The organism is Thalassotalea castellviae (genome assembly GCF_031846185.1).
GTDB lineage: Bacteria > Pseudomonadota > Gammaproteobacteria > Enterobacterales > Alteromonadaceae > Thalassotalea_H > Thalassotalea_H castellviae.
In genome coordinates this window covers 119,273-142,822 of the sequence record NZ_JAVRIF010000003.1, presented here as the reverse complement: position 1 = coordinate 142,822, position 23,550 = coordinate 119,273, and the positions used below count along the sequence as shown (strand labels likewise).

15 protein-coding genes and 1 pseudogene are annotated in these 23,550 nt (G+C 37.7%); 6 read left to right on the top strand and 10 right to left on the bottom strand.

What is annotated here, in order from left to right:
- Positions 1–216: 216 nt before the first annotated feature.
- Together RM573_RS06975 and RM573_RS06970 are read right to left on the bottom strand one after the other, a co-directional pair.
- Entirely contained in the window at positions 217–2,835 is a 2,619-nt protein-coding gene (locus tag RM573_RS06975; RefSeq protein ID WP_311579322.1) for a glycoside hydrolase family 3 protein, read from the bottom strand.
- Between the two features lie 7 nt (positions 2,836–2,842).
- Positions 2,843–4,105, bottom strand: a complete 1,263-nt coding sequence (locus tag RM573_RS06970; RefSeq protein ID WP_311579319.1) for a sugar MFS transporter — start codon at positions 4,103–4,105, stop codon at positions 2,843–2,845.
- 315 nt (positions 4,106–4,420) lie between these two features.
- Here RM573_RS06970 and RM573_RS06965 point away from each other — a divergent pair, with 315 nt between their 5' ends.
- The 3 genes from RM573_RS06965 to RM573_RS06955 all read left to right on the top strand — a co-directional run bounded on the left by RM573_RS06965 (position 4,421) and on the right by RM573_RS06955 (position 8,199).
- Positions 4,421–5,422: a LacI family DNA-binding transcriptional regulator gene (locus RM573_RS06965; RefSeq protein ID WP_311579316.1), complete on the top strand. Its 1,002-nt coding sequence runs from the start codon at positions 4,421–4,423 to the stop codon at positions 5,420–5,422.
- Positions 5,423–5,761: 339 nt separating this feature from the next.
- Positions 5,762–6,127, top strand: coding sequence for a diacylglycerol kinase (locus tag RM573_RS06960; protein WP_311579313.1), 366 nt, complete (start codon positions 5,762–5,764; stop codon positions 6,125–6,127).
- 101 nt (positions 6,128–6,228) lie between these two features.
- Complete coding sequence (locus RM573_RS06955; protein WP_311579309.1) at positions 6,229–8,199, top strand: LTA synthase family protein; 1,971 nt, start codon at positions 6,229–6,231, stop codon at positions 8,197–8,199.
- On the opposite strand, the gene RM573_RS06950 is transcribed toward RM573_RS06955, so the two are convergent.
- On the bottom strand, positions 8,192–8,713 hold the full coding sequence (locus RM573_RS06950) for a DUF3124 domain-containing protein (RefSeq protein ID WP_311579306.1): 522 nt from the start codon (positions 8,711–8,713) through the stop codon (positions 8,192–8,194). The two genes, RM573_RS06955 and RM573_RS06950, sit on opposite strands and share 8 nt — an antisense overlap.
- 249 nt (positions 8,714–8,962) lie before the next feature.
- On the opposite strand from RM573_RS06950, the pseudogene RM573_RS06945 reads away from it, so the two are divergent.
- Positions 8,963–9,580 (top strand): annotated as a pseudogene (locus RM573_RS06945) (MarC family protein).
- A 146-nt stretch (positions 9,581–9,726) separates the two neighbouring features.
- Here the strand turns inward: RM573_RS06945 and RM573_RS06940 are convergent.
- The 4 genes from RM573_RS06940 to nagX form a co-directional block, all read right to left on the bottom strand.
- On the bottom strand, positions 9,727–11,106 hold the full coding sequence (locus RM573_RS06940; RefSeq protein WP_311579303.1) for a PhoH family protein: 1,380 nt from the start codon (positions 11,104–11,106) through the stop codon (positions 9,727–9,729).
- 309 nt (positions 11,107–11,415) lie between these two features.
- Entirely contained in the window at positions 11,416–14,565 is a 3,150-nt protein-coding gene (locus tag RM573_RS06935) for an efflux RND transporter permease subunit (RefSeq protein ID WP_311579300.1), read from the bottom strand.
- A 3-nt stretch (positions 14,566–14,568) separates the two neighbouring features.
- Complete coding sequence (locus tag RM573_RS06930) at positions 14,569–15,774, bottom strand: efflux RND transporter periplasmic adaptor subunit (RefSeq protein WP_311579297.1); 1,206 nt, start codon at positions 15,772–15,774, stop codon at positions 14,569–14,571.
- A 274-nt stretch (positions 15,775–16,048) separates the two neighbouring features.
- Positions 16,049–17,200 carry a transmembrane glucosamine N-acetyltransferase NagX gene (gene nagX / locus RM573_RS06925; RefSeq protein ID WP_311579294.1) on the bottom strand — a complete coding sequence of 384 codons (1,152 nt, stop codon included), beginning with the start codon at positions 17,198–17,200 and terminating at the stop codon, positions 16,049–16,051.
- Positions 17,201–17,409: 209 nt separating this feature from the next.
- On the opposite strand from nagX, the gene RM573_RS06920 reads away from it, so the two are divergent.
- Together RM573_RS06920 and RM573_RS06915 are read left to right on the top strand one after the other, a co-directional pair.
- The gene (locus RM573_RS06920) at positions 17,410–17,859 is read left to right on the top strand and encodes a tellurite resistance TerB family protein (RefSeq protein WP_311579291.1); all 450 of its coding nucleotides are present in this window, start codon (positions 17,410–17,412) and stop codon (positions 17,857–17,859) included.
- Between the two features lie 124 nt (positions 17,860–17,983).
- Positions 17,984–18,814: a CvfB family protein gene (locus RM573_RS06915; RefSeq protein ID WP_311579288.1), complete on the top strand. Its 831-nt coding sequence runs from the start codon at positions 17,984–17,986 to the stop codon at positions 18,812–18,814.
- Positions 18,815–18,881: 67 nt separating this feature from the next.
- Here the strand turns inward: RM573_RS06915 and RM573_RS06910 are convergent, their stop codons facing one another.
- From RM573_RS06910 to tldD, 3 genes are all read right to left on the bottom strand, one after another.
- Positions 18,882–21,317, bottom strand: a complete 2,436-nt coding sequence (locus RM573_RS06910) for a TonB-dependent receptor (protein WP_311579285.1) — start codon at positions 21,315–21,317, stop codon at positions 18,882–18,884.
- Between the two features lie 78 nt (positions 21,318–21,395).
- Positions 21,396–21,623, bottom strand: coding sequence for a hypothetical protein (locus RM573_RS06905; protein WP_311579282.1), 228 nt, complete (start codon positions 21,621–21,623; stop codon positions 21,396–21,398).
- A gap of 485 nt (positions 21,624–22,108) precedes the next feature.
- Positions 22,109–23,548: a metalloprotease TldD gene (gene tldD, locus RM573_RS06900; RefSeq protein ID WP_311579279.1), complete on the bottom strand. Its 1,440-nt coding sequence runs from the start codon at positions 23,546–23,548 to the stop codon at positions 22,109–22,111.
- Positions 23,549–23,550: the final 2 nt, after the last annotated feature.

The window sequence follows — 23,550 nt, the reverse complement described above, 5'->3', positions numbered from 1 at the left end:
TTGAACTAATATACTATCCTTTTTTGCAAGATAAATTAGCTCTATTTATCTTTAGGATAGATATTATGTTGTGTCCGCAATCGTGGCACATAAGTCATTCATGATTTTCTTCCTGAAACAATCAGGCTTATCCAGTTTTGAATGATTTTTCAAAACAACTGCCGCACAACTACTTCCTATTAAAAAGTAATCACGCGGCAGTAGATACTAATTCACTTACTGACAGCTCATTGTGGCTTGCTCAGCAGTGTTAGGAACAACACTAATGCCAGAATAACTTAATGTCACTTTACCTTTCGTTGATAACGTAAACGGTGACATTATTTGAGCAAATTCAGCTCCTGAGCTTTTTAAGCAAGCGAAATCGATGTTAATGGTGTGCCATTCGTTTAAGTTAGCGGCTTTCAATAGCGGCGCTATGTCGATTGAGTCTTGGCATTCACCATTACAATTCATTGCTAAGTTGACCGCATCAGTTGGCACTCGCTCAAGACGAACCTCAAACGATAGTACCGATTTTGCTTCATGATAAGCTCTAAAATCTTCGGGGAAACTACTAAAAATACGTAAGCTTGCCGATTCATTACCATTGAAAGATACCGTTCTTGCATCTTCTTGAACTACCTTGTCTAACGTTCTTAACGAGATAGCACCTAACGATTGAATATTAGAGGTCACCGTTGCTGATTTATCACCTGATTGCAGAGCAACATGCCATGGCTTTTTCACCGCTAATTCAAAGATTTTTAATTCAGTTAATGAATCAGAAGTAGCCACAGAAGTTTCATTGAGATCATTTGCTAAAATGAAACCTTGATCGCCATTTTCAAGCTGATCATTTCCAAGGTAAGTTAACCCATAACCATACGGCAACAAAGGTTGATAGTTTTTATCAAAACGATTAACCGTGGTTTGATCTGCTGCGTTCGGCCATGAAAATGATAACTTACCTTTAAAGTCATGATTGATATCGCCATTAGCTTTGGTAAATAACACATCAGCTACGCTTTTGCCCTCTGAACCCGGTAACCAAGCAGCAACAAACGCATCAGAAGCATTTAATTCAGCATTTACCCACATTGGACGACCGCTAATAAAGACCGAGACCACTTTTATGCCTTGCGCTTGTATGCGTTTTAATAAAGCTAGATCTTGTTTATTGCCTCGTTGATATTCAAGGTTATCCAAATCACCATTTCCTTCGGCGTAAGGCTCTTCACCAAAAACAACAATCGCAACATCAGGTTTCTGCATAAATGAACCATCACTACTTAGTTCAATGCTTCCCTCACCCATGGCGACTTTTGCTTTGATCCCATCATAAATGGAAGTACCGCCAGGGAAGTCGGCATTGTTATTACCCGTACCTTGCCACGTAATTGTCCAACCACCTGATTGTTTACCAATATTATCCGCACCATCACCGGTCACTAAGATATGTTGATGTGGAGACAACGGCAAAAGATTCTCGTTATTTTTCAATAAAATTAAAGACTCTCTCACCGCTTGCTGTGCAATGGCTCTATGTTCGTCAGCACCAATCAGTGCGGTTTTTCCCGACAATTTACGTTTTGCTGGACTAGGCTTTTCAAAGAGGCCAGCTCTGACTTTCACGCGCAAAATTCGGCTCACCGCATCGTCAATTCTGCTTTGTTTAATTTCACCACTTTTTACTTGTGCAATGGTGTTCTCATATAATGGTTTCCATGCGTTAGTTGGCACCATGAATATATCTAAGCCAGCGTTAATAGATTGTGGACAGCTCTCATTCGTACACCCTTTAATTTGCCCGTGACCATTCCAATCACCAACAACAAAGCCATCGAAACCCATACGGTTTTTTAACACATCGGTTAGTAAGTACTTATTGCCGTGATTTTTCTTACCATGCCAGCTGTTAAAAGACGCCATAACCGATTGTGAACCAGCTGATAAACCGCCAACATAACCTTGGGCATGGATATCAAATAACGTTTGTTCGCTAGCAATATTATCCCCTTGGTCATCGCCTGCTTCAGTGCCACCATCCCCTAGAAAATGTTTCACGGTGCTTATTACCCGTTCATCACCTAAAAAGTCTTGGTCTGCAGCACCTTGAAGACCTTTTACAATTGCCGCCGAGTAATTTCTGACAATTTCAGGATCTTCAGAATAGCCTTCATAAGTTCTACCCCAGCGATCATCGCGAACAACAGCCACGGTAGGGGCAAACACCCAATCAATGCCTGTTACCATCACTTCTTTAGCGGTGATCGCAGCAATTTTTTCGATTAAATCAGGATTATTCGCCGCTCCTAAACCAATGTTATGAGGAAAGAGCGTCGCGCCAATAACATTGTTATGGCCATGTACCGCGTCAGTTCCCCACATAGTAGGAATAGTAGAACCATCGAGTGAATCATCGATTGAGGCTTGATACATAGCTTCAGCAAGTTTGATCCAATCTGCAGGGCTTGCATGTTTGTTATTTTCAGGAAATGCACCACCACCATTCAAATATGAACCAAAGCCATATTTACGCATATCTTCAACCGAAATATCCCGTATCTCTGGCTGGATCATTTGTGCAACTTTTTGCTCTAATGTCATCGTTGATAAAATTTCTGACACTTTCGCTTCAACGCTTGGATCTGGTTTAACCGCAATATCTAATTTTGGCCAAATAGCTAAATTTTCGTGCAATGGTTGTGCGCTGTTTTTCTCTGGTTGTTGATTTTCATTTTGCTCAACCGACGTTGGCGTTTGCTCACTATTACACGCCGCGAGTGAAGAAGTAATAGCGACCAACAAGAGTGAACGGATACAACGATGTTTCATATTAATTTTAATTGACATAATAACCTCAAGCCTTATTTAATACAGGCTTACTGCCTGACAGACCATAAAAAGCGATAAACAGATAACAAATGATCGGTAAGAAAAATGAATTTTGCAGACCAATATTATCCGCTAACATCCCCTGAATTAACGGGATAATAGCACCACCGACAATTGCCAAACATAATATGCCTGAGCCTTGACTGGTATGTTTTCCTAATCCGCTAATCGCTAAACTAAAAATGGTTGGAAACATGATTGAATTACACAAACCAACCAATAACATCGACCACATAGCAAGTTGTCCTGAAGTTATCATGGCACTAGCAATAAAGATCACAGCGACAATCGCGCTAAACGCTAATACTTTCCCTGCCGGTAATTTTTGCATAACCGCCGCCCCGATAAACCGGCCAACCATAGCGCCCCCCCAAAAATACGCTATATATTTAGCAGCATGGGCTTCTTCTAATCCAGCAATATTAGGATCATGTAAAAATGACACTAAAAAGCTGCCAATTGCTACCTCTGCGCCAACATAGACAAAAATTCCAATCGCACCTAACACAAGGTGACGATATTGCCAGGCACTTCCAGAAAGAGATTGGTTTTCATGAGTATCTTGTGCATATTCAACGGTAGGCAATTTTATATAAGCAAAGACCGCCGCAAGCATAAACAACATTCCCGCTAAAATTAAATAAGGCAATTGTACAGATTCTGCTTGTTGACTCGCCGACATGCTTTCTGCAACTTGTTCTAATATAAGATATGCGCCAAAAAATGGTGCAATGGTGGTCCCTAGAGAATTAAATGCTTGGGTAAGAGTTAATCTTGATGAAGCAGTTTCAGCTTTTCCTAAAATACTGACATAAGGGTTTGCCGACACTTGCAAAATGGTAATACCGCTCGCAAGTACAAACAACGCGAATAGAAAAACTGGATAGCTGTGCATTGAAGCGGCAGGATAAAAAGCTAAACAGCCAACCGCCGCGATAATCAACCCTAATACAATACCTCTTTGAAAGCCTATTTTTTTTACTATGTTGCCCGCTGGAATGGATACTAAGAAATAGGCACCAAAAAAGCAAAATTGGATTAACATTGCCTGACTATAGGTTAAGTCAAACACCCCTTTTAAATGTGGAATTAAAATATCATTTAAACAGGTTATAAAACCCCACATAAAAAATAATGACGTTAAAGACGTTAACGCAAAAACATAATTGTCATTACCACTTTGTTTAACAGGCTCAAGCTCACCTGGTTGTATGGATACACTAGCCATTGTTTTCTCCTAACATTTCCCCGCCCTTCTCACATAATTTTTGTTATCACTGATGCAGACTCAGCTTGCTTTTATATTTAATTAAGTCACTTTCAATTTATTCAAATAAAACTGGAAGCGCTTCCATTCTGTCTGCTAATAATAAAAAATGCAATGATTTTTACAATTTTTTGGAAGCGCTTCCAATTGTTGGATTATTATGCCATATTAAATGCGTATGCAGAATTCATCACAACACTAACTCTTACTAGTTAAGCATTTAACTTTCATGTTAAAGTCTACTAGCAAAAAATTATAATACGCTAAAGGGTAATAATGGCGACCATTTACGAAGTTTCAGCATTAGCAGGTGTTTCACTATCTTCCGTTTCTAGGGTGCTTAACAATCATGAGCATGTGAGTGAAAAAACTAAACAAAAAGTCATGGCTGCGATGGACGAATTAGGCTACCGCCCCAATAGTGTGGCCCGCTCATTAGCTTCGAACCGTTCAAATAGCATTGGGGTTTTAGTCTCTGAATTACATGGTCCTTTCTACGGTGAAATGCTCAGTAGTATTGAAATAGAATTAAGAAAAGCAGGCAAGCATGCAGTGGTTACCGCAGGTCACAGTGTTGAACAAAGTGAAAAAGACGGCATTAACTTTTTAATCGACCGTAATTGTGATGCAATCATCATTTTAATTGATTCTCTATCGGATGAGTTTGTTATTGAGTTATCAAAAGGCTCAACGCCTGTGGTGATATTAAACCGTTTAATCCCTGAAATTAAAGATAAATGCTTTTATATTGATAATGAACTCGGTGGCTATTTAGCAACTAAATATATCATTGAACAAGGGCATAAAAATTTAGCTTACATCTCAGGTCCATTATTTAAACAAGATGCTAACGAACGTTTAGATGGTCACAAAAGAGCCTTAAATGAAGCAAACTTAAAGTTTGATGATGAGTTATTTTACGAAGGTGACTTTTTAACAACGAGTGGCCGAGTCGGGATTGATCACCTCCTTAAAAAAAATAAACCGTTTACTGCCGCTATTTGTGCAAATGATGAAATGGCCTCTGGTGCAATGAAAGGGTTAAGAGATCACAACATGTTAATTCCCAAAGATTGTTCAGTTATCGGATTTGATAACGTCTACTTTGCTAATTATTTACACCCTGAATTAACCACGATGAATTATCCAATTAATGAAATGGCTAAAATGTCAGCTCAATGGATATTAAAAAATGTCTATAAACACTCGGATGTTTTCGTCAATAATAAATTCACGCCTGAATTGATAATCAGGGAATCGATCAAAAAGGTCGAGTAGATACAGACAAATCTGCGAAATATTTTTAATATTATTGCTGAGAATACGATTGCCTGTTCGTTTCTATTTGCGATCACTTTCTGTTAATCGCTATCGTATTTTCCATAAAATAGTTCAATATGCTAGATGTTAAAACCACTCAACGCAGCACCATCTTAATTTTTTGCTCCACTCTCCCCCTTGCATGTCGTTTTGAACATCTTTGCTCATCAAATTAGGCAAGGTGCATTTTTCATTATCCTGGTCATTTTCCTTTTCGTTATCTCAGTTGATTAAGGAAATCTTAAGATTGTCGCTTTAGCATCAAGCTAATGTAATGAAAGAAAAGACAATTAAATAATGTTTGATAATACCAATAAACCAAGGGGGTTAAGTCGAATTTACTTAGCTAGTTTAAATTCTTTAAGAGCATTTAGTTGGTTAATAAACCATGAAGCTGCCTTTAGGCAAGAACTACTCCTTTTGATCATTGCAACGCCAGTTACATTTCTTCTAGACATCACCGTTAAAGAACAGATTATATTAATTGTAGCGCTGCTGTTTATCATCTTTACGGAAATAATTAATACCGCAATTGAAGCGATTGTCGATAGAGTTGGATTAGAAATTCATCCGCTTTCTGGTTTGGCAAAAGATTTAGGTTCGGCGGCTGTGCTTTTGAGTGTCGTGATTGCGGTGTTAGTCTGGATAGCCGTAATATTTTAAAGGAAGAGATACAGTGCCTATCATTGATCAACTGACTTTAAGTTAATCTTAAGCTTTTACCAATATAGTAAACCGCGTATTTTCATAAAAATTGTCAAACGATGTTTACTTCTGTTTATAAAACAACAAAACCTTTTTTACTATTTACTATTGGTATCATAGCCTTACTGTCATTTGCACGTTCAGGCTTGGCATTATGGCAACTAGATAGATTTGACTCTATTCACGACATTAGTAACTTTTTTATTAATGGGCTTCGCATTGATTTAAGCACGATTGGCTACTTATCTGCCATTCCCGCACTATTCCACCCTTGGCTTATAGCGAGCCGATTGAAAACGCTTTGGCGAAGCTGTTTAACCCTATGGTTTTACATCATGACAATGCTAGTTATTTTTTTAGAGTTAACCACACCAGCCTTTATTAATGAGTATGGTTTTAGGCCAAACCGCATATTTATTGAATACTTAGCATATCCAGATGAAATAACTAAAATGTTAGTTAACGGTCATTTATTAACGCTATTTATAGTTTTATCGCTATTAATTTTACCGAGTAAAATAATCTGGAATTACATTAATAAACGAGTGTCAACACAAGTACAGTTAACGGCTAAAAGCGCGGTTATTTCTTTTGTCACATTAGTGGTTGTTCTATTTTTATTTGCTAGAGGTAACTTAGGCCATCGTCCCATAAATCCGTCATTAGTGTATTTTTCCACCGACCCGTTAATTAACTCGTTAACATTAAATTCAACTTATAGTGTTGCTTATGCACTTAAACAATTTGGCAACGAAATAAATGCCGCTCGCCTCTATGGAACAATGAGTAATGATCAAGTTATTCATGTTGTTAGGCAGGAAACACAACTACCCTTAAATACTTTTAAAAATGACAATTTACCGACATTAACTAAACGTTCTCCCTCGTATCAAGGTAAACCCAAAAATTTGGTGATCATTTTAGAAGAAAGTTTAGGCGCACAATATGTCTCATCTTTAGGTGGTATCTCGCTAACGCCTGAAATGGATAAACTCCATAATGAAGGCTGGGCTTTTCAACGACTATACGCAACAGGAACTCGCTCTGTAAGAGGTATCGAAGCGGTAATCACAGGGTTTACGCCAACACCTTCAAGAGCCGTGGTTAAACTTGATAAATCTCAAAAACACTTTTTCACCATAGCTTCATTACTTAAAAGTAAAGGTTATCAAACCCAGTTTATTTATGGTGGTGAAAGCCACTTTGATAATATGAAAAGCTTTTTCTTAGGGAATGGTTTCACTGATATTGTCGATTTTGACGATATTGACACGCCAAAATTTATTGCATCTTGGGGGGCCAGTGATGAAGACTTATTTAATCAAGCCGACAAGGAGTTATCCGAGCTTTATAATCACAATCAGCCATTTTTTAGTTTTATCTTCACGTCTAGTAATCATGATCCCTTTGAAATTCCAAAAGGAGTTATCACGCCAATAAAATACACCGACAAACAATTACAAAAGTATGATAAAAAAGAATTACTGAGACATAAGGCTATTCAATATGCTGACTATGCGTTAGGAAACTTTATTGCTAAAGCTAAAACACAGCCATATTGGAAAAACACTATTTTTCTTGTTGTTGCGGATCATGATGCAAGAGCAATGGGCAGTGATTTAGTGCCAATCAACAACTTTCATATTCCCGGTGTTATTTTAAATTCAGGCTTAACGGCTAAATTAGATAATCGTCTTGTAAGCCAAATTGATTTAGCGCCAACGCTTTTATCACTCATTGGTATCGAAAACTATTCCCCTATGCTTGGGCACGATCTTACCAACCCCAAGTTTTCTGGCAGAGCAATGATGCAATATGCAGAAAACTTCGCATATATGACTGACCATGATGTGACTATTTTACAACCACAAAAAGCAGCTTTAAATTTTAACTATAAAACTGAGAACAACCAATTAACGCCGAAGCAAGCGAATCAAAAATTATCAGATATTGCGCTTGCTCACGTTCTATGGGGGAGCTTAGCGTATAAAAATGGCTGGTACTCAGTACCGCCAATAAAGGTTAATTAATTTTTTTGCCATGAGTAACAAAACCGAAACCTTTATTACCAACCGCAGAGATCATTACCGCTTCAAATAATGGCTCATTCGAATCAGGTTTGATACTCCAATCAAAAACAAAATTAGCGCCGGTGCCACCTTCCGTATCCGAAAGTTCAATCACGATTTCAACGGTTTCCATCGGTGCAATATAAATACTATTTTCAAGAAAAGACTTAACCAACTGACCTTGAGTATTAAAGTATTCAATCTTATTGATATAAATCGTATCTTGTTTATTGATGTTTCTGATACTTACCGTGGAAGAAAGTTCTTTAAAATCACTTTCGGAATGTAAATAGACCGCTGAGTATACGGATAAATAAGAACTCCCTGAAAGCAACGAACTATCTTCATTGACCTTAATGACTCGTTGTTTCCAATCTAGCTTTTTTGGCTCAATAGAAAGTTCTTTTTGCCCGCAAGCGCTTGTAAATATTAGTGAAATAATGATGATAAAAGCTAATAGGGTTTGATTATTCATATTAAAAGTCGCTTGAAGGTTTTGCTCATTATAATGAAGAAAGAGAATTAACATCAAGTAAGATCGACGCTATAACGTAATACCTTTCATTGCTAGGATAATGGTATTGAAGGGCAATCCCCCATTACTGACATGTTAATCTTTCCGCTTTGCTACATACCATAAATATTCTGTGCAAACGTGAAGTTGTTTAATATGCTATAATCGCCACTTTTCCAACATTCTCATTAACAACAAAAGGACTAATGAATGATTGATATTGTAGCGACTTTTATCATATTTTTTGCCGTTATAGACCCCATAGGTACTATTCCTGTTTTTATCGCTGTTACCGATCAATTTAAACAAAAAACAAAGCGCCGGATCGCCTTACTAGCAACACTTCTATCGGCATTAATCTTAATATTTTTCGTGGTAGTCGGGGAGCTCATTTTAGATGCATTAAAAATCCCTTTACCCGCTTTTCAGATATCTGGTGGCATCGTATTATTTATTTTTGCTTTAACCATGATCTTTGGCGAAAGCAAACCTGATGAAGAAATTAAAAAGTTTCAAAAAGATCATCGTGACACCGCGATTTTCCCACTTGCTGTACCCTCTATTGCCAGCCCAGGTGCAATGTTAGCGGCAGTTTTATTAACAGAAAACTCGGTATTCACGCTTTGGTAGCAAACTCAAACGGTGTTAGTTATGCTGTCAGTGTTAGTTCTCGTTTACATTTTAATGTTACTGGCTGGCTGGATAAATAAAGTCATTGGTAGTAGCGGGGCAAGTGTTGTCAGTAGAATTATGGGGGTAATTTTATCCTCGGTTGCCATCAAAAACATATTAGAAGGATTAGGCGAATATTACAGTCTCGGTGTTTAACGTGACTCATCCATGTACTTTCCATCACTAAAACTAACGAATAACTGGCGAGTCGTCATAAAAAAATCAGGAGCTAAATATTGCTCCTGATTTAATCAATCACCTCTTTACAGATGATCATTCATTTTATTTTTTGCTGGGTTAGCTTATAAATTTTCTTCTGCAAATGAGGCTAATCGACTACGAACCACCCCATTTAGATTTACTGTCGTGCTTCCAGGGAAATCTTTAAAACGTTCTACGATATAAGTTAACCCGGACGTTAATGCCGTTAAGTAATTACTATCGATTTGCGCTAAATTTCCTGAGCACACTAGCTTAGTTCCTTCGCCGCATCGTGTAATAATGGTTTTTAACTGTGACGCCGTTAAATTTTGACATTCATCCAGCAATACGATGGCATTTTGAATACTACGACCACGCATAAAGTTGACTGACTTAAATTGAATATTCGCCTTATCCATAATGTAATTTAAGCTACCATCCATGTTTTCATCCTGTTTATGTAACACCTCTAATGAGTCAGTAATGGCAGCGAGCCATGGCGCCATTTTTTCTTCTTCCGTGCCAGGCAAAAAGCCAATAGATTCTGCGATTTCGGGGGTACTCCTTGTCACGATAACTTTATCGTATAGACCACGTTCAACCACCAATTCAAGCGCAGAAGCTAATGCCAGCAAAGTTTTACCACAACCGGCAGGTCCCGTTAATATGACTAAATCGATACTTGGATCAAGTAAAGCGTCCATTGCCATTCCTTGATAAACATTTTTCGGATGAATGCCCCATGCCTGCTTTGACATTAAACGTTCACGACTGATATCAGTAATGGCTAAGTTTTCTTCATCCCAACCGGTTACTTTTCCGGCAAAATGCTCTCCTTCATCCAATAAATATTCATTCATATAAACACTAGGAAGGAGATCTTTTTTAATATAATGCGTGGTATTTCGCCCTTCAGTTTCACTTTCACAATCATTCACGTGCGCCCAAAAATCTCCTGAAAATTGATGGTAGCCTTTAGTTAAAAACTGAATATCATCTATGAGCTGATCGGTTCGGTAATCTTCGACAAAGTTCAGCCCTGCGCCTTTTGCTTTTAATCGCATATTGATATCTTTAGTGACTAATACGACTTTGCGATCTTTGTTGATGTTTTGAATATGGATCGCGGTATTAATAATGCGATTATCATTTTCGTTAAACGATAGCTTTCCTGCGGTTTGTTCTAACATGTAATCATTAAAAATAGCTAATCGCCCTGTAACATTGTCATCGTTATGATTCGGCAATGACACACCTGCCATCACTTCTTCTGGGGTAGCATCAGCTAAAGCATCTTCTAAAGCTCGAATAGCGACTCTAGCATCTCTACTTACGTCTTTATGACGATCTTTAATCGAGTCTAATTCCTCTAGTACGGTCATTGGTACAACAACATCGTGTTCTTGGAAAGATAAGAAAGCGAAAGGTTCGTGCAGTAAAATATTGGTGTCTAAAATATAAGTAATTTTTTCTTCAGTCATATAAAAGTTCCATAATTATTGATAAACAATGGGTCAACCAATATGTCACTTTCTATACCTGTGGCTATGCACCAGAAGCATAACGATGTAGCTGACAAAATGATCGACAATCATTTTTGTAGCAATAACCTCCTTGAGCAAATCAGCGAGCGAAGTCACCTTCACTTTGACAGTTTCTTTATTGTCTTGCAAGTGTCTTCGACATTAGTTAAATGAATTTTTATCAAGCATAAAAATTAAATTTTTCCATAAAAAAACCAGTTATTTTTCAATAACTGGTTTGATAAATGTTCACGATCTATCTAAGCGTTACGAAGTAACTTCCTCACCGCTTGGTTCGATCAGTTTCTTTTTCTTTTTCCGCGAAAATACTCGTTTTAAATCTTCAATAATGACATATAACGTCGGAATTAATATTAACGTTACCACAGTAGCAAAGAGGACACCGAAGGATAAAGAGATAGCCATCGGAATAACAATTTGCGCTTGTGCACTTGTTTCAAAGAAGATAATGGGTGCTAAGCCCATAAACGTGGTTAACGACGTTAACATAATCGCTCTAAAGCGCTTAGTTCCCGCAAACATAACCGCATCTTTTAAAGGAACACCTGACTTTCTAGAATTGTTGACATAATCAACCATCACTAACGAGTCATTCACCACCACACCTGAAGCCGCTAATATTCCCATCACAGATAAGGCACTTAAATCCATACCTAAGAACAAGTGACCCATAACAGCACCAATAACACCGAACGGAATTACCACCATAATCATCATAGCTTGTGAGTACGATTTTAAAGGTATCGCTAATAACGAGAAAATAACCAGAAGCGAAATAACAAAATCACGTAATTGTGAATCTGCACTTTCCATTTCTTCTTGAATACGTCCTGAAACCTCACTTTGTACTTGTGGGAACTGACGCAATAATTGTGGGATAAAGTTATCACGAATATCTTTAGCCACTTCAAAAGGTTCTACTTGATCCGCGTCAACACTTGCCCAAACATTTATGGTGCGATTTCCATTTTCACGACGAATACGAGTAACGCCATCGGTTAAGCTGATATCAGCAAGTTCAGATAATGGTAGCTCGGCTCCATTTGGTGCTTGAATCATCACATTATCAACATGGCCGACAGAGCTACGTTGTTCTAATGGATAACGAACCATTACTTTCACTTCTTCGGTATCACGTAATATTCGCTGTGCTTCTAAGCCATAAAAACTGTAACTCACTTGAGAAGCTACATCAGACAATGTAAGTCCTAAACTATATGCTAACGGCTTAAGTTCAAGTTGTACTTCTTTTGCACTGGTTTGACGGCTATCATTAACATCACCAACCCCTTTAAGGGTATTGAGTTTTTCTTTTAACACTTTTGCAGCGGCTAAAAGTTGAGCGTCACTTTGACTTTCTAATCTAAAGGCGATATCTCCATCGTCTCGTCCGCCTCCAAACAAGTTGTCATCAATTGATAACGACTTCATACCTGGATAATTAGGAATAGCCGCACGCCATAATTCAGCTAGTTCAAAAGTATTCATGGGTCTAAGTTTAGGGATCACTAGTTTTACCATTACCCGACCACTTGTACGACTACGAAGATCAACTTGCATATCAGAGATCATACTTGTGCCATGTTCTGCTTCAATATCTTGATCTATTTTGTAAATAATTTTTTCAATATCTAACAGCGTTTTAAGGGTTGCTTTTTCTGAAGCATCAACATTCATTTCCACACTAATACGTGGAAAATCATGAGGAATTTTCGGTTGGCCAATAAAACGAACAAAACCACCGGCAAATAAGCCAGCACTGATCAACATTAAGCTAATGAAGAACATAAATACCGCGTAACGATACTCGATACATACCGCTAAAGCAGGACGATATTTTTTCTCAATAAACACTTTTAGTTTTGTATCAATCCACGCACGTAAACGATCCAACGGATTCTTAGGATTGAATTCTTTAATTTTCATTTTCACTAAATGTGCAGGCAAAATAAGTTTTGACTCGATTAATGAGAAAATTAAACACAACACAACTACAGCGCCAATCGCTTTACCAAAAGCTGATGAAGGTCCTTCACCAAAGAGGAAAGGCACAAAGACCGCGATAGTTGTTAACACACCAAACGTTGCTGGCATGGCGACTCGCTTAACCCCTCGAATAACACTTTCGGTACTATGACCACTTGCTTCTATTTCATCATGAGCACTTTCGCCCATCACTATTGCATCATCAACAACAATACCGAGTACTAAGATAAAAGCGAATAAACTAATGACATTGATGGTCACGTCGATAAATTCCATCGGCATCAGCAATAAAGTACCTAAGAAACATACCGGTAACCCCATCATTACCCAAAAAGCTAAACGCACACGTAAAAATAACGCCAACATGATGAAGACCAATACCGCTCCACTCTCCATGTTTTCAAGCATCATATTTAAACGGCCTTCTAGGTAATAAGTCATATCTACCCAAGTTTCTAGTTCAACGCCTGCAGGGAGTGCATCCGATTTTGATTCAACATATTGATTTACCACTTTGGCAACATCGGTAATACTTTGATTATCAGCTGCACCTATAAAGAAAGTGACAGAATTTTTACCGTTAAATTTAGAGTACTGAAGACCTTCTTGAAAACCATCAATAATATTAGCGATATCGCCTAATAAAACTTTTGTGCCATCTTCTAATGTTATAACAGGGATTTGTTCAAATTCATGACCACGATAAGCTTGGTTTTCAACACGCAAGTTAATATAACCGTTTTCAGCGCGAATTTGCCCTGCTGACATATTGCGTGAATAATTTCGCACAGATCTAGCAACATCATTAAAACTTAAACCATATTCACGTAGTTTATCTTTACTGACTTCAACTGAGATTTCATAGCCTAAACCACTATAGAACTCAGAAATATTAATTAATGGTAACTGTTGAATTTCATTATGAATTTTACGGCCAAGCTCTTTTAACTCTCCGTTTGTTAAATCACCATACAAACTTATGTACATCACCTCTTGACGGAATTTTTCACGCTCAACTTTAATGCGTTCCATGCCATCAGGGAAACTTGAAATAGAATCAATTGCTGATTTAACTTCTTCTAAAACAATCTGCGGATCATAATCCAATTCCACTTCAAACCAACCATTTGAATAGTTGCGGTTTGAATAGGTAATCACTCGTTTTAAACCTTGAACCGTTTCCAATGCTTCTTCAATTTTTATCGTGATCCCTTCTTCTACCTCTTGAGGAGCAGCGCCAGGATAAGGTGCTGAATAAGAAATCCAATTAATTTTCACTTGCGGAAACATTTGCTTATTAATGGTTTGAATTGTTAATAAACCACCAATTAAGATAAATATCATTAATAGATTGGCAGCAACGCTATTGCGTGCAAACCAAGCAATTATGCCTTTATGCGTATCATCCATCATTTAGTCCTTAACACTCGCGATTTGTGTGTCAGTCTCTTTATTTTCTTCAGCGTCAATATTTTCAGATTTATCTCCCGGTAAGGCTAACTTCATACCATCAACCGGATAATCAAGTGCCGAAGTAATTAATTGATCACCATGTGCTAAACCGCTAGAGACAATGACGTCTCCGCCTTCCTGACGGACAATTTCAATATCAACAAAATGAAGTTTTGATTCTTCATTTAAGATCGCTACTTTGTTATTAACCACTAAATAACGGGGTAATTTAGTCGCTTGTGCTAACGATAATCCGAAAATATTAGCGTTTACATATGAACCAAATCTAAGGGGTGTTTTTTTCTCTTCTTGAGACGTTGAAAGTGAGTATGGGTCTTTAATTTCTGCCACTAAATAACTCATACGACTTTTATTATCAATAACCCCTTCTGAACGAGCAATATGTGCTTGCCACGTTGTATCAATACCCGCGTAGGTACCAACTAAATCCACTTCAGCGTTTTCACCTTGTTTAATTAAAAATTTCAATTGATTATCAGCGACAGGTAACCTGACTTCAGCCGTCCCTGTGCCTAAAACTTTGCCGACACGACTGCCAGTACCAACAAACGCGCCTAAACCAATATTACGATCTTCAATCATGGCATCATAAGGAGCTTTAATCTCAGTACGTTCAAGATTTCTTTTCGCTCTTAATACTGATGCTTGCGCCGCTTTAACGCGTGCTAATTCTTGCTCTAGTTGCGGTTTACGTAAACTTAATTCAGTAGGAGAAGCGTCGGTAATTTGTTTCCATTCACGTTCTGCGACTTTACCTTGTGCTTGTTCTTGTTCTAATGCGGCTAGTGCTGAAGCAAGATTAGCCTCTGCATCAATCAAAGCAGCTTCATAGTCACTTGGATCAATTCTCGCTAACAGTTGATCTTTCTTAACAAAACCACCACGAACAAAGGTTTCAGATAACTCAACCACTAAACCACTCACTTGAGCAACAATTTCTGTTTCATATTTTGGCGTAACAATGCCGTAAGAATTGACAGTTAATGTCATTGGCGCAACAGTAATTTCTTCCACTGCAACGATAGGGGTATTATCAATTTTCGCTTTTTCTTCTGGTGGCTTTTTCATACTTGAAAATGCCATGAAAAGTAATATTCCTGCGATTAATATGACAATAGGGACAATAATTTGTTTTTTTCTAGTCACCACTAATTCCTCGGGTAAATGTGTACAAGTGTAACAAGTTATAAAATATTAATTATAGTAATGATAACGAATTACTAGCATGATATTTTACAAAAGTTGTAAACGCTTGTTACAAGTATCGCGCCGAAATGCGATGAAGAACGAGAAAAACAAGTTAAGCTAACTATCTTATTGTTTTATATGGATTTTAATTAAACGTTTTTTGTGAAGATACACTTTTAAAAAGCCGATAATAAAATCCTTTTAATTATATTTTGGTGAAAATAACTAACTTTTAAACTTTTATGAATATTTTTCGACAATATAACCAATATAAAACAAGCCATTGCAGTAATAACATACCGCCGAATAAAATAATGTCTTGCCAACCAGCTGGAGCTATTTTTATCAAGCCACCGAACAGGCTTTTACTGGTATATTGCCAATTGATTAAACTTGAACCTAAGTAAACAATAATAGAGTTTGTGCCAATTACAGCAAAAAATTTCGCCCAACGGGTTAAACAAATCACATCAACCAACGCATAAAACAGTGCCAGTAAAAGCACACTATAACCAGTTGTGACTAAGACAAAGGAACTTGTCCATAACGTTTTATTAATCGGAAAAAATTGCCCCCACACGTAACCAAGCAAAAGTAAGACACCAGCCAAAATGACTAACCGAATAAGTAAGTATTGCGCATTTGCCTGATGCTTTATCATATAACGGCCAATAAAGACGCCGATTAAGGCATTAACCACTGAATTAACGTTTGACAATATGCCTTCAGGATCTAACGGTAAGTTTCGATAAGTCGTGCCAGGCAGAAAGGTTTGGTCAAACCAAACATTTAACGCGCCTTCGGCAGTAAAGTTTCCTCCACCTAGCTCGCCAATTGATACAAAAGATAATAACAACCAATAAATCACTAATATAGCAACAGCAACAATCCACTGTGTTCTTTCACTGACATACCAAACCAATAATGCTGCAATAAACCACGATATTCCAATGCGCCCTAAAACACTGGCATAACGAATATCTTCAGGTGATGCAGGCATACCCGTTCCCCAACCATGATTATATAAAACACCAAAAATAATTAATAACACTAAGCGTTTTACGCCTTGTAATAGAATCGCTTTTGCTTGTCTTGGCGGATAACTAGATAACGGCTTTGCGGCGATACCTAAACTAACTCCTGATAGGAAAATAAAAAGAGGAAAGATCAGATCGTACGCGGTAAACCCATGCCAAGCAGAATGCTGCATTTGCTCAGCACCGATATGAAATAAAGACCAACCAGTAATAATAAAAAAAGCTGCGAACAGCTTCTCACCACCCAAAATCCAAAACATGTCAAACCCGCGTAACGCGTCAATTGATAATAGTCGTTTCTTTTTCACGGGAGTTGCTACTGTTGGCTCTTGAACTTGGCTCATCATTACCCTTTGTTTTTATGATAATTAATATACAACACGCAATAGACAGCGCTGTCATTTAGTTATTGTAAGTAGCAATCAACGAAATAGCAACTATTAGGCTTAAACTCACTAAAGATTAAAATTAGCTCGCTCTGACACAAATTATTGCGGTTAGCGCCTTGAGTTCTTTGTGATAAAACACAACAATAAGCAAAAAAGAGGAATAAATTATGTTAGCGAAAATATCAGCATTTTTTCAGTCATTAAATGAGGAAGAATCTTCAGATCCAAAGCCTTTAAGTGTAGAAATGGCCTGTACTGTTTTATTATGCGAAGTTATGAGAGCTGATGGTCATTTAGATGATGCAGAGCAGTCATTGCTCACTAAGATTATTTCCAAGCAATTTTCTCTGTCGCCCAGTGAAGTAAAAGAATTAATACAGCAAGCAATTGAATTAAGCGAACATGCGATAGATTTTCATCAATTTACCTCAAAAATTAATAGCCATTATTCGCCGCAAGAAAAAGAACATATCATTACGTTACTATGGCAACTAGCCATGGCTGATGGCGAAATAGCCAGTATTGAAGACCATATCATCAGGCGCATTTCTGATCTTTTACATTTAAGTCATGCCCAATATATACGCGCGAAAGAGACAGTAAAAAAGCATAAATAATGATTAAATTTTGCGTTAAACATTCAAAAAGACGCTATTTATTCGAATAGTCAACACGCAAGTAAAGCAATACGATATAATATGTTTAGTCTTTTTCATTTATCAAAAATTTAGAGCGAAAACTATGGCAACTATTGGTCAATATAATACTCTTTCTGTTATCGCCATTATGGCAAATGGAGCATATTTAGATGCCGGTGAACTGGGAGAAATTTTATTACCTAACCGATATTTACCCGAAAACTGTCAAATAGATGATCAAATAAAGGTATTCATTTATGTCGATTCAGCAGATCGATTAATTGCCACCACTGAAACACCATTTGCTCAACTGGGCGAATTTGCCTCCTTAAAAGTTTCACAAGTCAATAAAATGGGCGCTTTTCTTGATTGGGGCTTACCAAAGGATTTACTTGCTCCCTACAACGAACAGCATTCCAAAATGGAAACCGGTAAATATTATTTAGTCCATATTTATTTAGATAAAAATACCGAACGCCTTGTCGCTTCAAGTAAAATTGACCGATTCTTAGATATATGGCCAGCAGAATATCAAAAATGGGATAAAGTAGATTTGATCATTGGCGGTAAAACAGATTTAGGTTTTAAAGCCATTATTAATAATCGTCATTGGGGATTATTATATGATAATGAAATTTTTCAACCCTTGCGTATTGGTAAAAAAGTAACCGGCTATATCAAAAATATCCGTGAAGATGGCCGAATTGATTTATCACTTTCTCGCCCTGGTGAAGGTAAAGTGAATGATTTTTCAGACAAATTACTGGCTCATATTGCTGAACAAGGTGGCTTTAGTCCCCTACATGATAAAAGTTCACCTGAACTTATCAAACGTACTTTAGGGGTGAGCAAAAAAACCTTTAAGTCTACCGTTGGAAACTTATTAAAAAAAGGTAAAATCATCATTGAAAAAGATGGTATTCGCTTAAAATAAACTTGCCGATTGTCGAAAAAAAGGAGCTTTACAGCTCCTTTTTCTATGCAACTAAATTGACAAGAAATTAAAAACTTCCTCTGATCCCCAATTCAAACCCTCTACCTGGTAACGGCGCAACATCTTTTAAAAATGAAGCATGTACGCGAGCTTCTTCATTCGTTAAATTATTCCCTTTAACAAACATCACAAAGTCATCACCAATACCGTCTAAATAGTAATTAACTTTAGCATCAACAATAGTGTAACCATCAGTTTTAGTTTCTAATTGCGCAACATCATCTTGTTTAAAGTAATGACTTAAAGATAATTCAGCCGCATAATTATCGCTTTGATAATTTAACTGTCCACCCACACGCTTAGGTGGGATGCGAGGTAAATTGCCGCCGTCACTTAATTTTGCTTTGATATAATCGGCGAAGATAGTCGTTTTTAAACTAGGAGTTACTTGATAGACCATTTCAGCTTCAAGACCATACATATCAACATCATTTTGTTGATAAACATAAATAGGTAAACCATCACTTTCCTCTTCATGCTCTTCATGATCATGTTCATCTTCAAAAAATAAACCGGTATTTTGTTGGTAATAGTAATCGTCAATATGATTCACAAAAGCACTTACTACAAAACCAAAATCACCTTCAAATTTACGCCAAGTAATATCTAAACTATACGCTGTTTCTATTTCCAAAGACTGATCATTCATTTCAAAATGAACTTCGCCATCTTCATATTCAACATCATAAATAGCCCCCACTTCGAAGGTACCAGTACCTATATGTAGCCCTTTTGAAAATACTTCAGCAGACGATGGTGCGCGTTGAGAAATTGACGTTGAAAACCCTAAGTTATAACCTGGTTGATAATCCCACACCAAACCTAAAGAAGCACTTGCAGCCGTAAATTCTTGTGAATCAAATTGCAATTCTTCATGGTGTTCTTCTTCTTCATGGTGTTCTTCTTCGTCATGATGTTCGATTTCATATGTACCAGAAGTATCCAGTTCTACACGCTCAACTCTAGCACCTAATTGAACTAAAACATCATCAAAATGTTTTTCTTCTAACCAGGCTAATGCCACAGAACTTGTTTCAGAAGGGGGCGTGAAGGCTTCTTCACCTAACGCCTCAAAGTCACTATTTTTATAATGTAATGTCCATGCGCCTTTCCAACCTTGGTATTCGCGGTGATAGGCATCAAAACGCGCTTCAAATACTTGGTTTTTAAACTCTGTGCCAATTTCACCACCTTCAATTTCTTGATGTTGATAATCGGTATACGCCACCTTGCTCGCGACTCTATTGATCACACCTTCATCAAAACTCAATTCACTTAAAAATTGTAGGCGATCTTGTTTTAACTCAGCATATACACGTTCTTCTTCGTGTGCGTCATGATCGGCTTCAAGTTCATCTTCATCATGCTCTTCTTCATGATCATGACTATGACCGATGATGCCATATTCTCTATCCGTTCTTCCGTATGAAAAACCGACAAAGCCATTATCTAAAATATAACTAGTGCCAACCGTAAATCCTGAAGATTTAGAATCACTATTGAGTAAAACACCTTCTGTACCGAGCTCTTCTTCATGCTCGTCATGATCTTCCTCTTCCTCATGTTCTTCATGCGCATTTTCAGATTCAGCAAAACCAGGAATTTCATAATTATTAGACTCTCGCCAAATACCGTCTAAATGAAAGGCAAGATTGCCCGACGAAGTATTCAATGAGAATGATCCCTCGTTTTCATCAGCAACATCATTATGTTTGATCATATAATCTAGGCCATCATCAAGCTCCTTCGGGACTCGATTATCAACGACATTTACCACACCACCAATTGCCCCACTACCATAAAATAAGGTTGCTGGCCCTCTAAGTACTTCAACTTGTTGCGCCGTCGCGGTTTCTGACGATACGGCATGATCTGGACCTACTCTTGAAGCATCCCCTACATCTAAACCATTTTGAGTGATTAAAACACGTGGGCCATCTAACCCTCTGATAATCGGACTACTTGAAACTGGTCCGTAATAACTGGAATGTACTCCTACTTCATGTTTTAACGTTTCACCTAAAGTCGAAGCGTGTTTCATGCGAAGTTCATCGGCAGCAATAACGTTTACCGGTAATGCTGATTCTATATTTGAAGAATGTAAAGGCGTGGCATGTACATCGATAACTTCCATAACACTGGGTGTCATTTTGACTAAAACACCAGTTAAATCGCTATCATTAACTTGCAGATGATAATTATTATGACTAAAAGCTTTTGCTGTAACATGTAATTCAATATCACCTTTAGCAATATTCTCAAAACTAAATTTACCTAAATTGTCAGTCGTCATTGATTGTGAGCTATTTACGACAACAACTTTAGCGTTAGCAACGGGTTTACCGGATAAATCTTCTACAACACCTGAAACTTTCTGTGCATATACGACATGTGAAACTGCCAACGACACAAGACATGCCGCTGTGATTTTATTTAATTGCATGGGGGTACTTCCAATTAACTTATTAAAATAAGATAAAGTTAAAAAATATTTAATGTTTAAGTTTTATATTTAACGAACTTAGTTAATTGGTGGCGCTCTTAACGCAGGAGTAACAAAATATTTATAATCTGGAATATATGATTTTTTCGAGGAAGAGATAACAAAAAACTGCACCGAAAATTCTTCAATCACGGCCAGTTTATTATTATTATCGTCGAGATTATGCTGACACAATTTACAGTCGAGAGACTCGACTTGCTGGCTATCAACCTCATTACTATGCACAGCATGCGAGAAGCTCGCCAACGAAAAGCTCATCAACACAAAAAGTGTGATAAGCCTGAATATCGAATTATTGTGCGGATAGCTTCTGTTCATAATGTGATAGTATAACAATGCGATTTTTTCTGCAATGGATGAACATGTCATTCAACCATATTTATGGTTGATTTAACGCTAAATGAAGAATACTTGCATGAAAGATAATCAGAATGACTTAATGATGTTTGCTATTTACTAAAGCCGTTGGCCATTCTTAACGTAACACGCTATTGCCAAGGGGAATCCGCCTTGTTAGCGACGAGCATTTCGTCATCCATTTCAATAGTACCTAGATATAAAACCGACAGTTTGATATTCAAACGAGTTTTTATTTACCATCAACAAAAAAGACATCCATTGATGTCTTTCATATTTAAAGAAAACAGCTCATAGGCTTTTTTAAATAAAAGTATTTCACATCAACACTTTTACTAAACGATTACCAAGCCATTAACGGTAATCTCAGGTAATTATTGGGTGCCACCAATGGTCATTTCATCCACTTTCAATGTCGGTTGACCAACACCTACAGGAACACTTTGACCGTCTTTTCCACAAACGCCTACGCCTGCATCAAGCGCTAGATCATTACCCACCATGCTCACGTTTTTCATTGCTTCAGGGCCGCTACCAATTAAAGTAGCACCTTTGATCGGCGTAGTAATTTCACCGTTTTCAATTAGATACGCTTCAGAGCTGGTAAAAACAAACTTGCCGGAAGTAATATCCACTTGGCCGCCAGCAAAATGCGGAGCATAAATACCTTTTTTCACCGATTTAATAATCTCTTTCGGATCATGCTCACCTGCAAGCATATAGGTATTGGTCATTCGTGGCATAGGCAGATGGGCATAAGATTCTCGACGACCATTTCCGGTAGGTTTTACCCCCATTAATGACGCGTTATGCTTGTCTTGCATATAGCCTTTTAAGATGCCTTTTTCAATTAACACATTATATTGAGCAGGCGTGCCTTCATCATCAATATTTAATGAGCCACGTCGATTTTCTAAGGTGCCATCATCGACAATAGTACAATGCTCTGAGGTCACTTTCTCACCGACTTTTCCTGAAAAAGCAGAAGAACCTTTACGGTTAAAATCGCCTTCTAGGCCATGTCCAACCGCTTCATGTAATAGCACGCCTGGCCAACCTGAACCAAGGACAACGGGGAAGCTACCTGCGGGCGACTCTATCGCGACTATGTTGACTAATGCTTGACGAACCGCTTCTTCAGCATAAGCTAAATATCGCGCTTTATTACCTTCTACCTCGAAAAAGTAGCTGTAATCCGTTCTTGCACCGCCGCCGGCACTAGCCCGTTCTCGTTTGCCATTATCTTCAACTAAAACGGAACAATTTAATCGAACTAATGGACGAATATCGGTGGCAAAAGTGCCATCACTTGCCGCCACTAACACTTTTTCAAAAACACCAGATAAACTAACGATTACTTGTTTGACACGACTATCTATCGAGCGAGCATGAGCTTCCACTTCATGAAGTAAGGTAATTTTTTGCTCTTGAGTTAAACTGCCAATAGGGTCAATGCCTTGGAATATTTCAGGCTGTGATTGCGCTTTAAAGGCATGTACCACACCATTTTTACCCGCAAAGGCAATGCCTTTGGCAGCATCAGCCGCTTTAGTTAACGCATGTGCAGATATATCATCAGAATAGGCAAACCCTGTTTTTTCGCCTGAAATAGCACGAACACCTACGCCACGTTCAATATTATATGAACCTTCTTTCACTACACCATCTTCGAGTAGCCAAGATTCATGAGCGCTTGATTGAAAATACAGATCCGCTAAATCAACATTTCTTTGATAAATGCTATTTAAGGTATCATTCAAAAAACTTCTGTCTATTTGGCTATCAGCCAAGAGCTCGCGCTCAACTATATTCATAT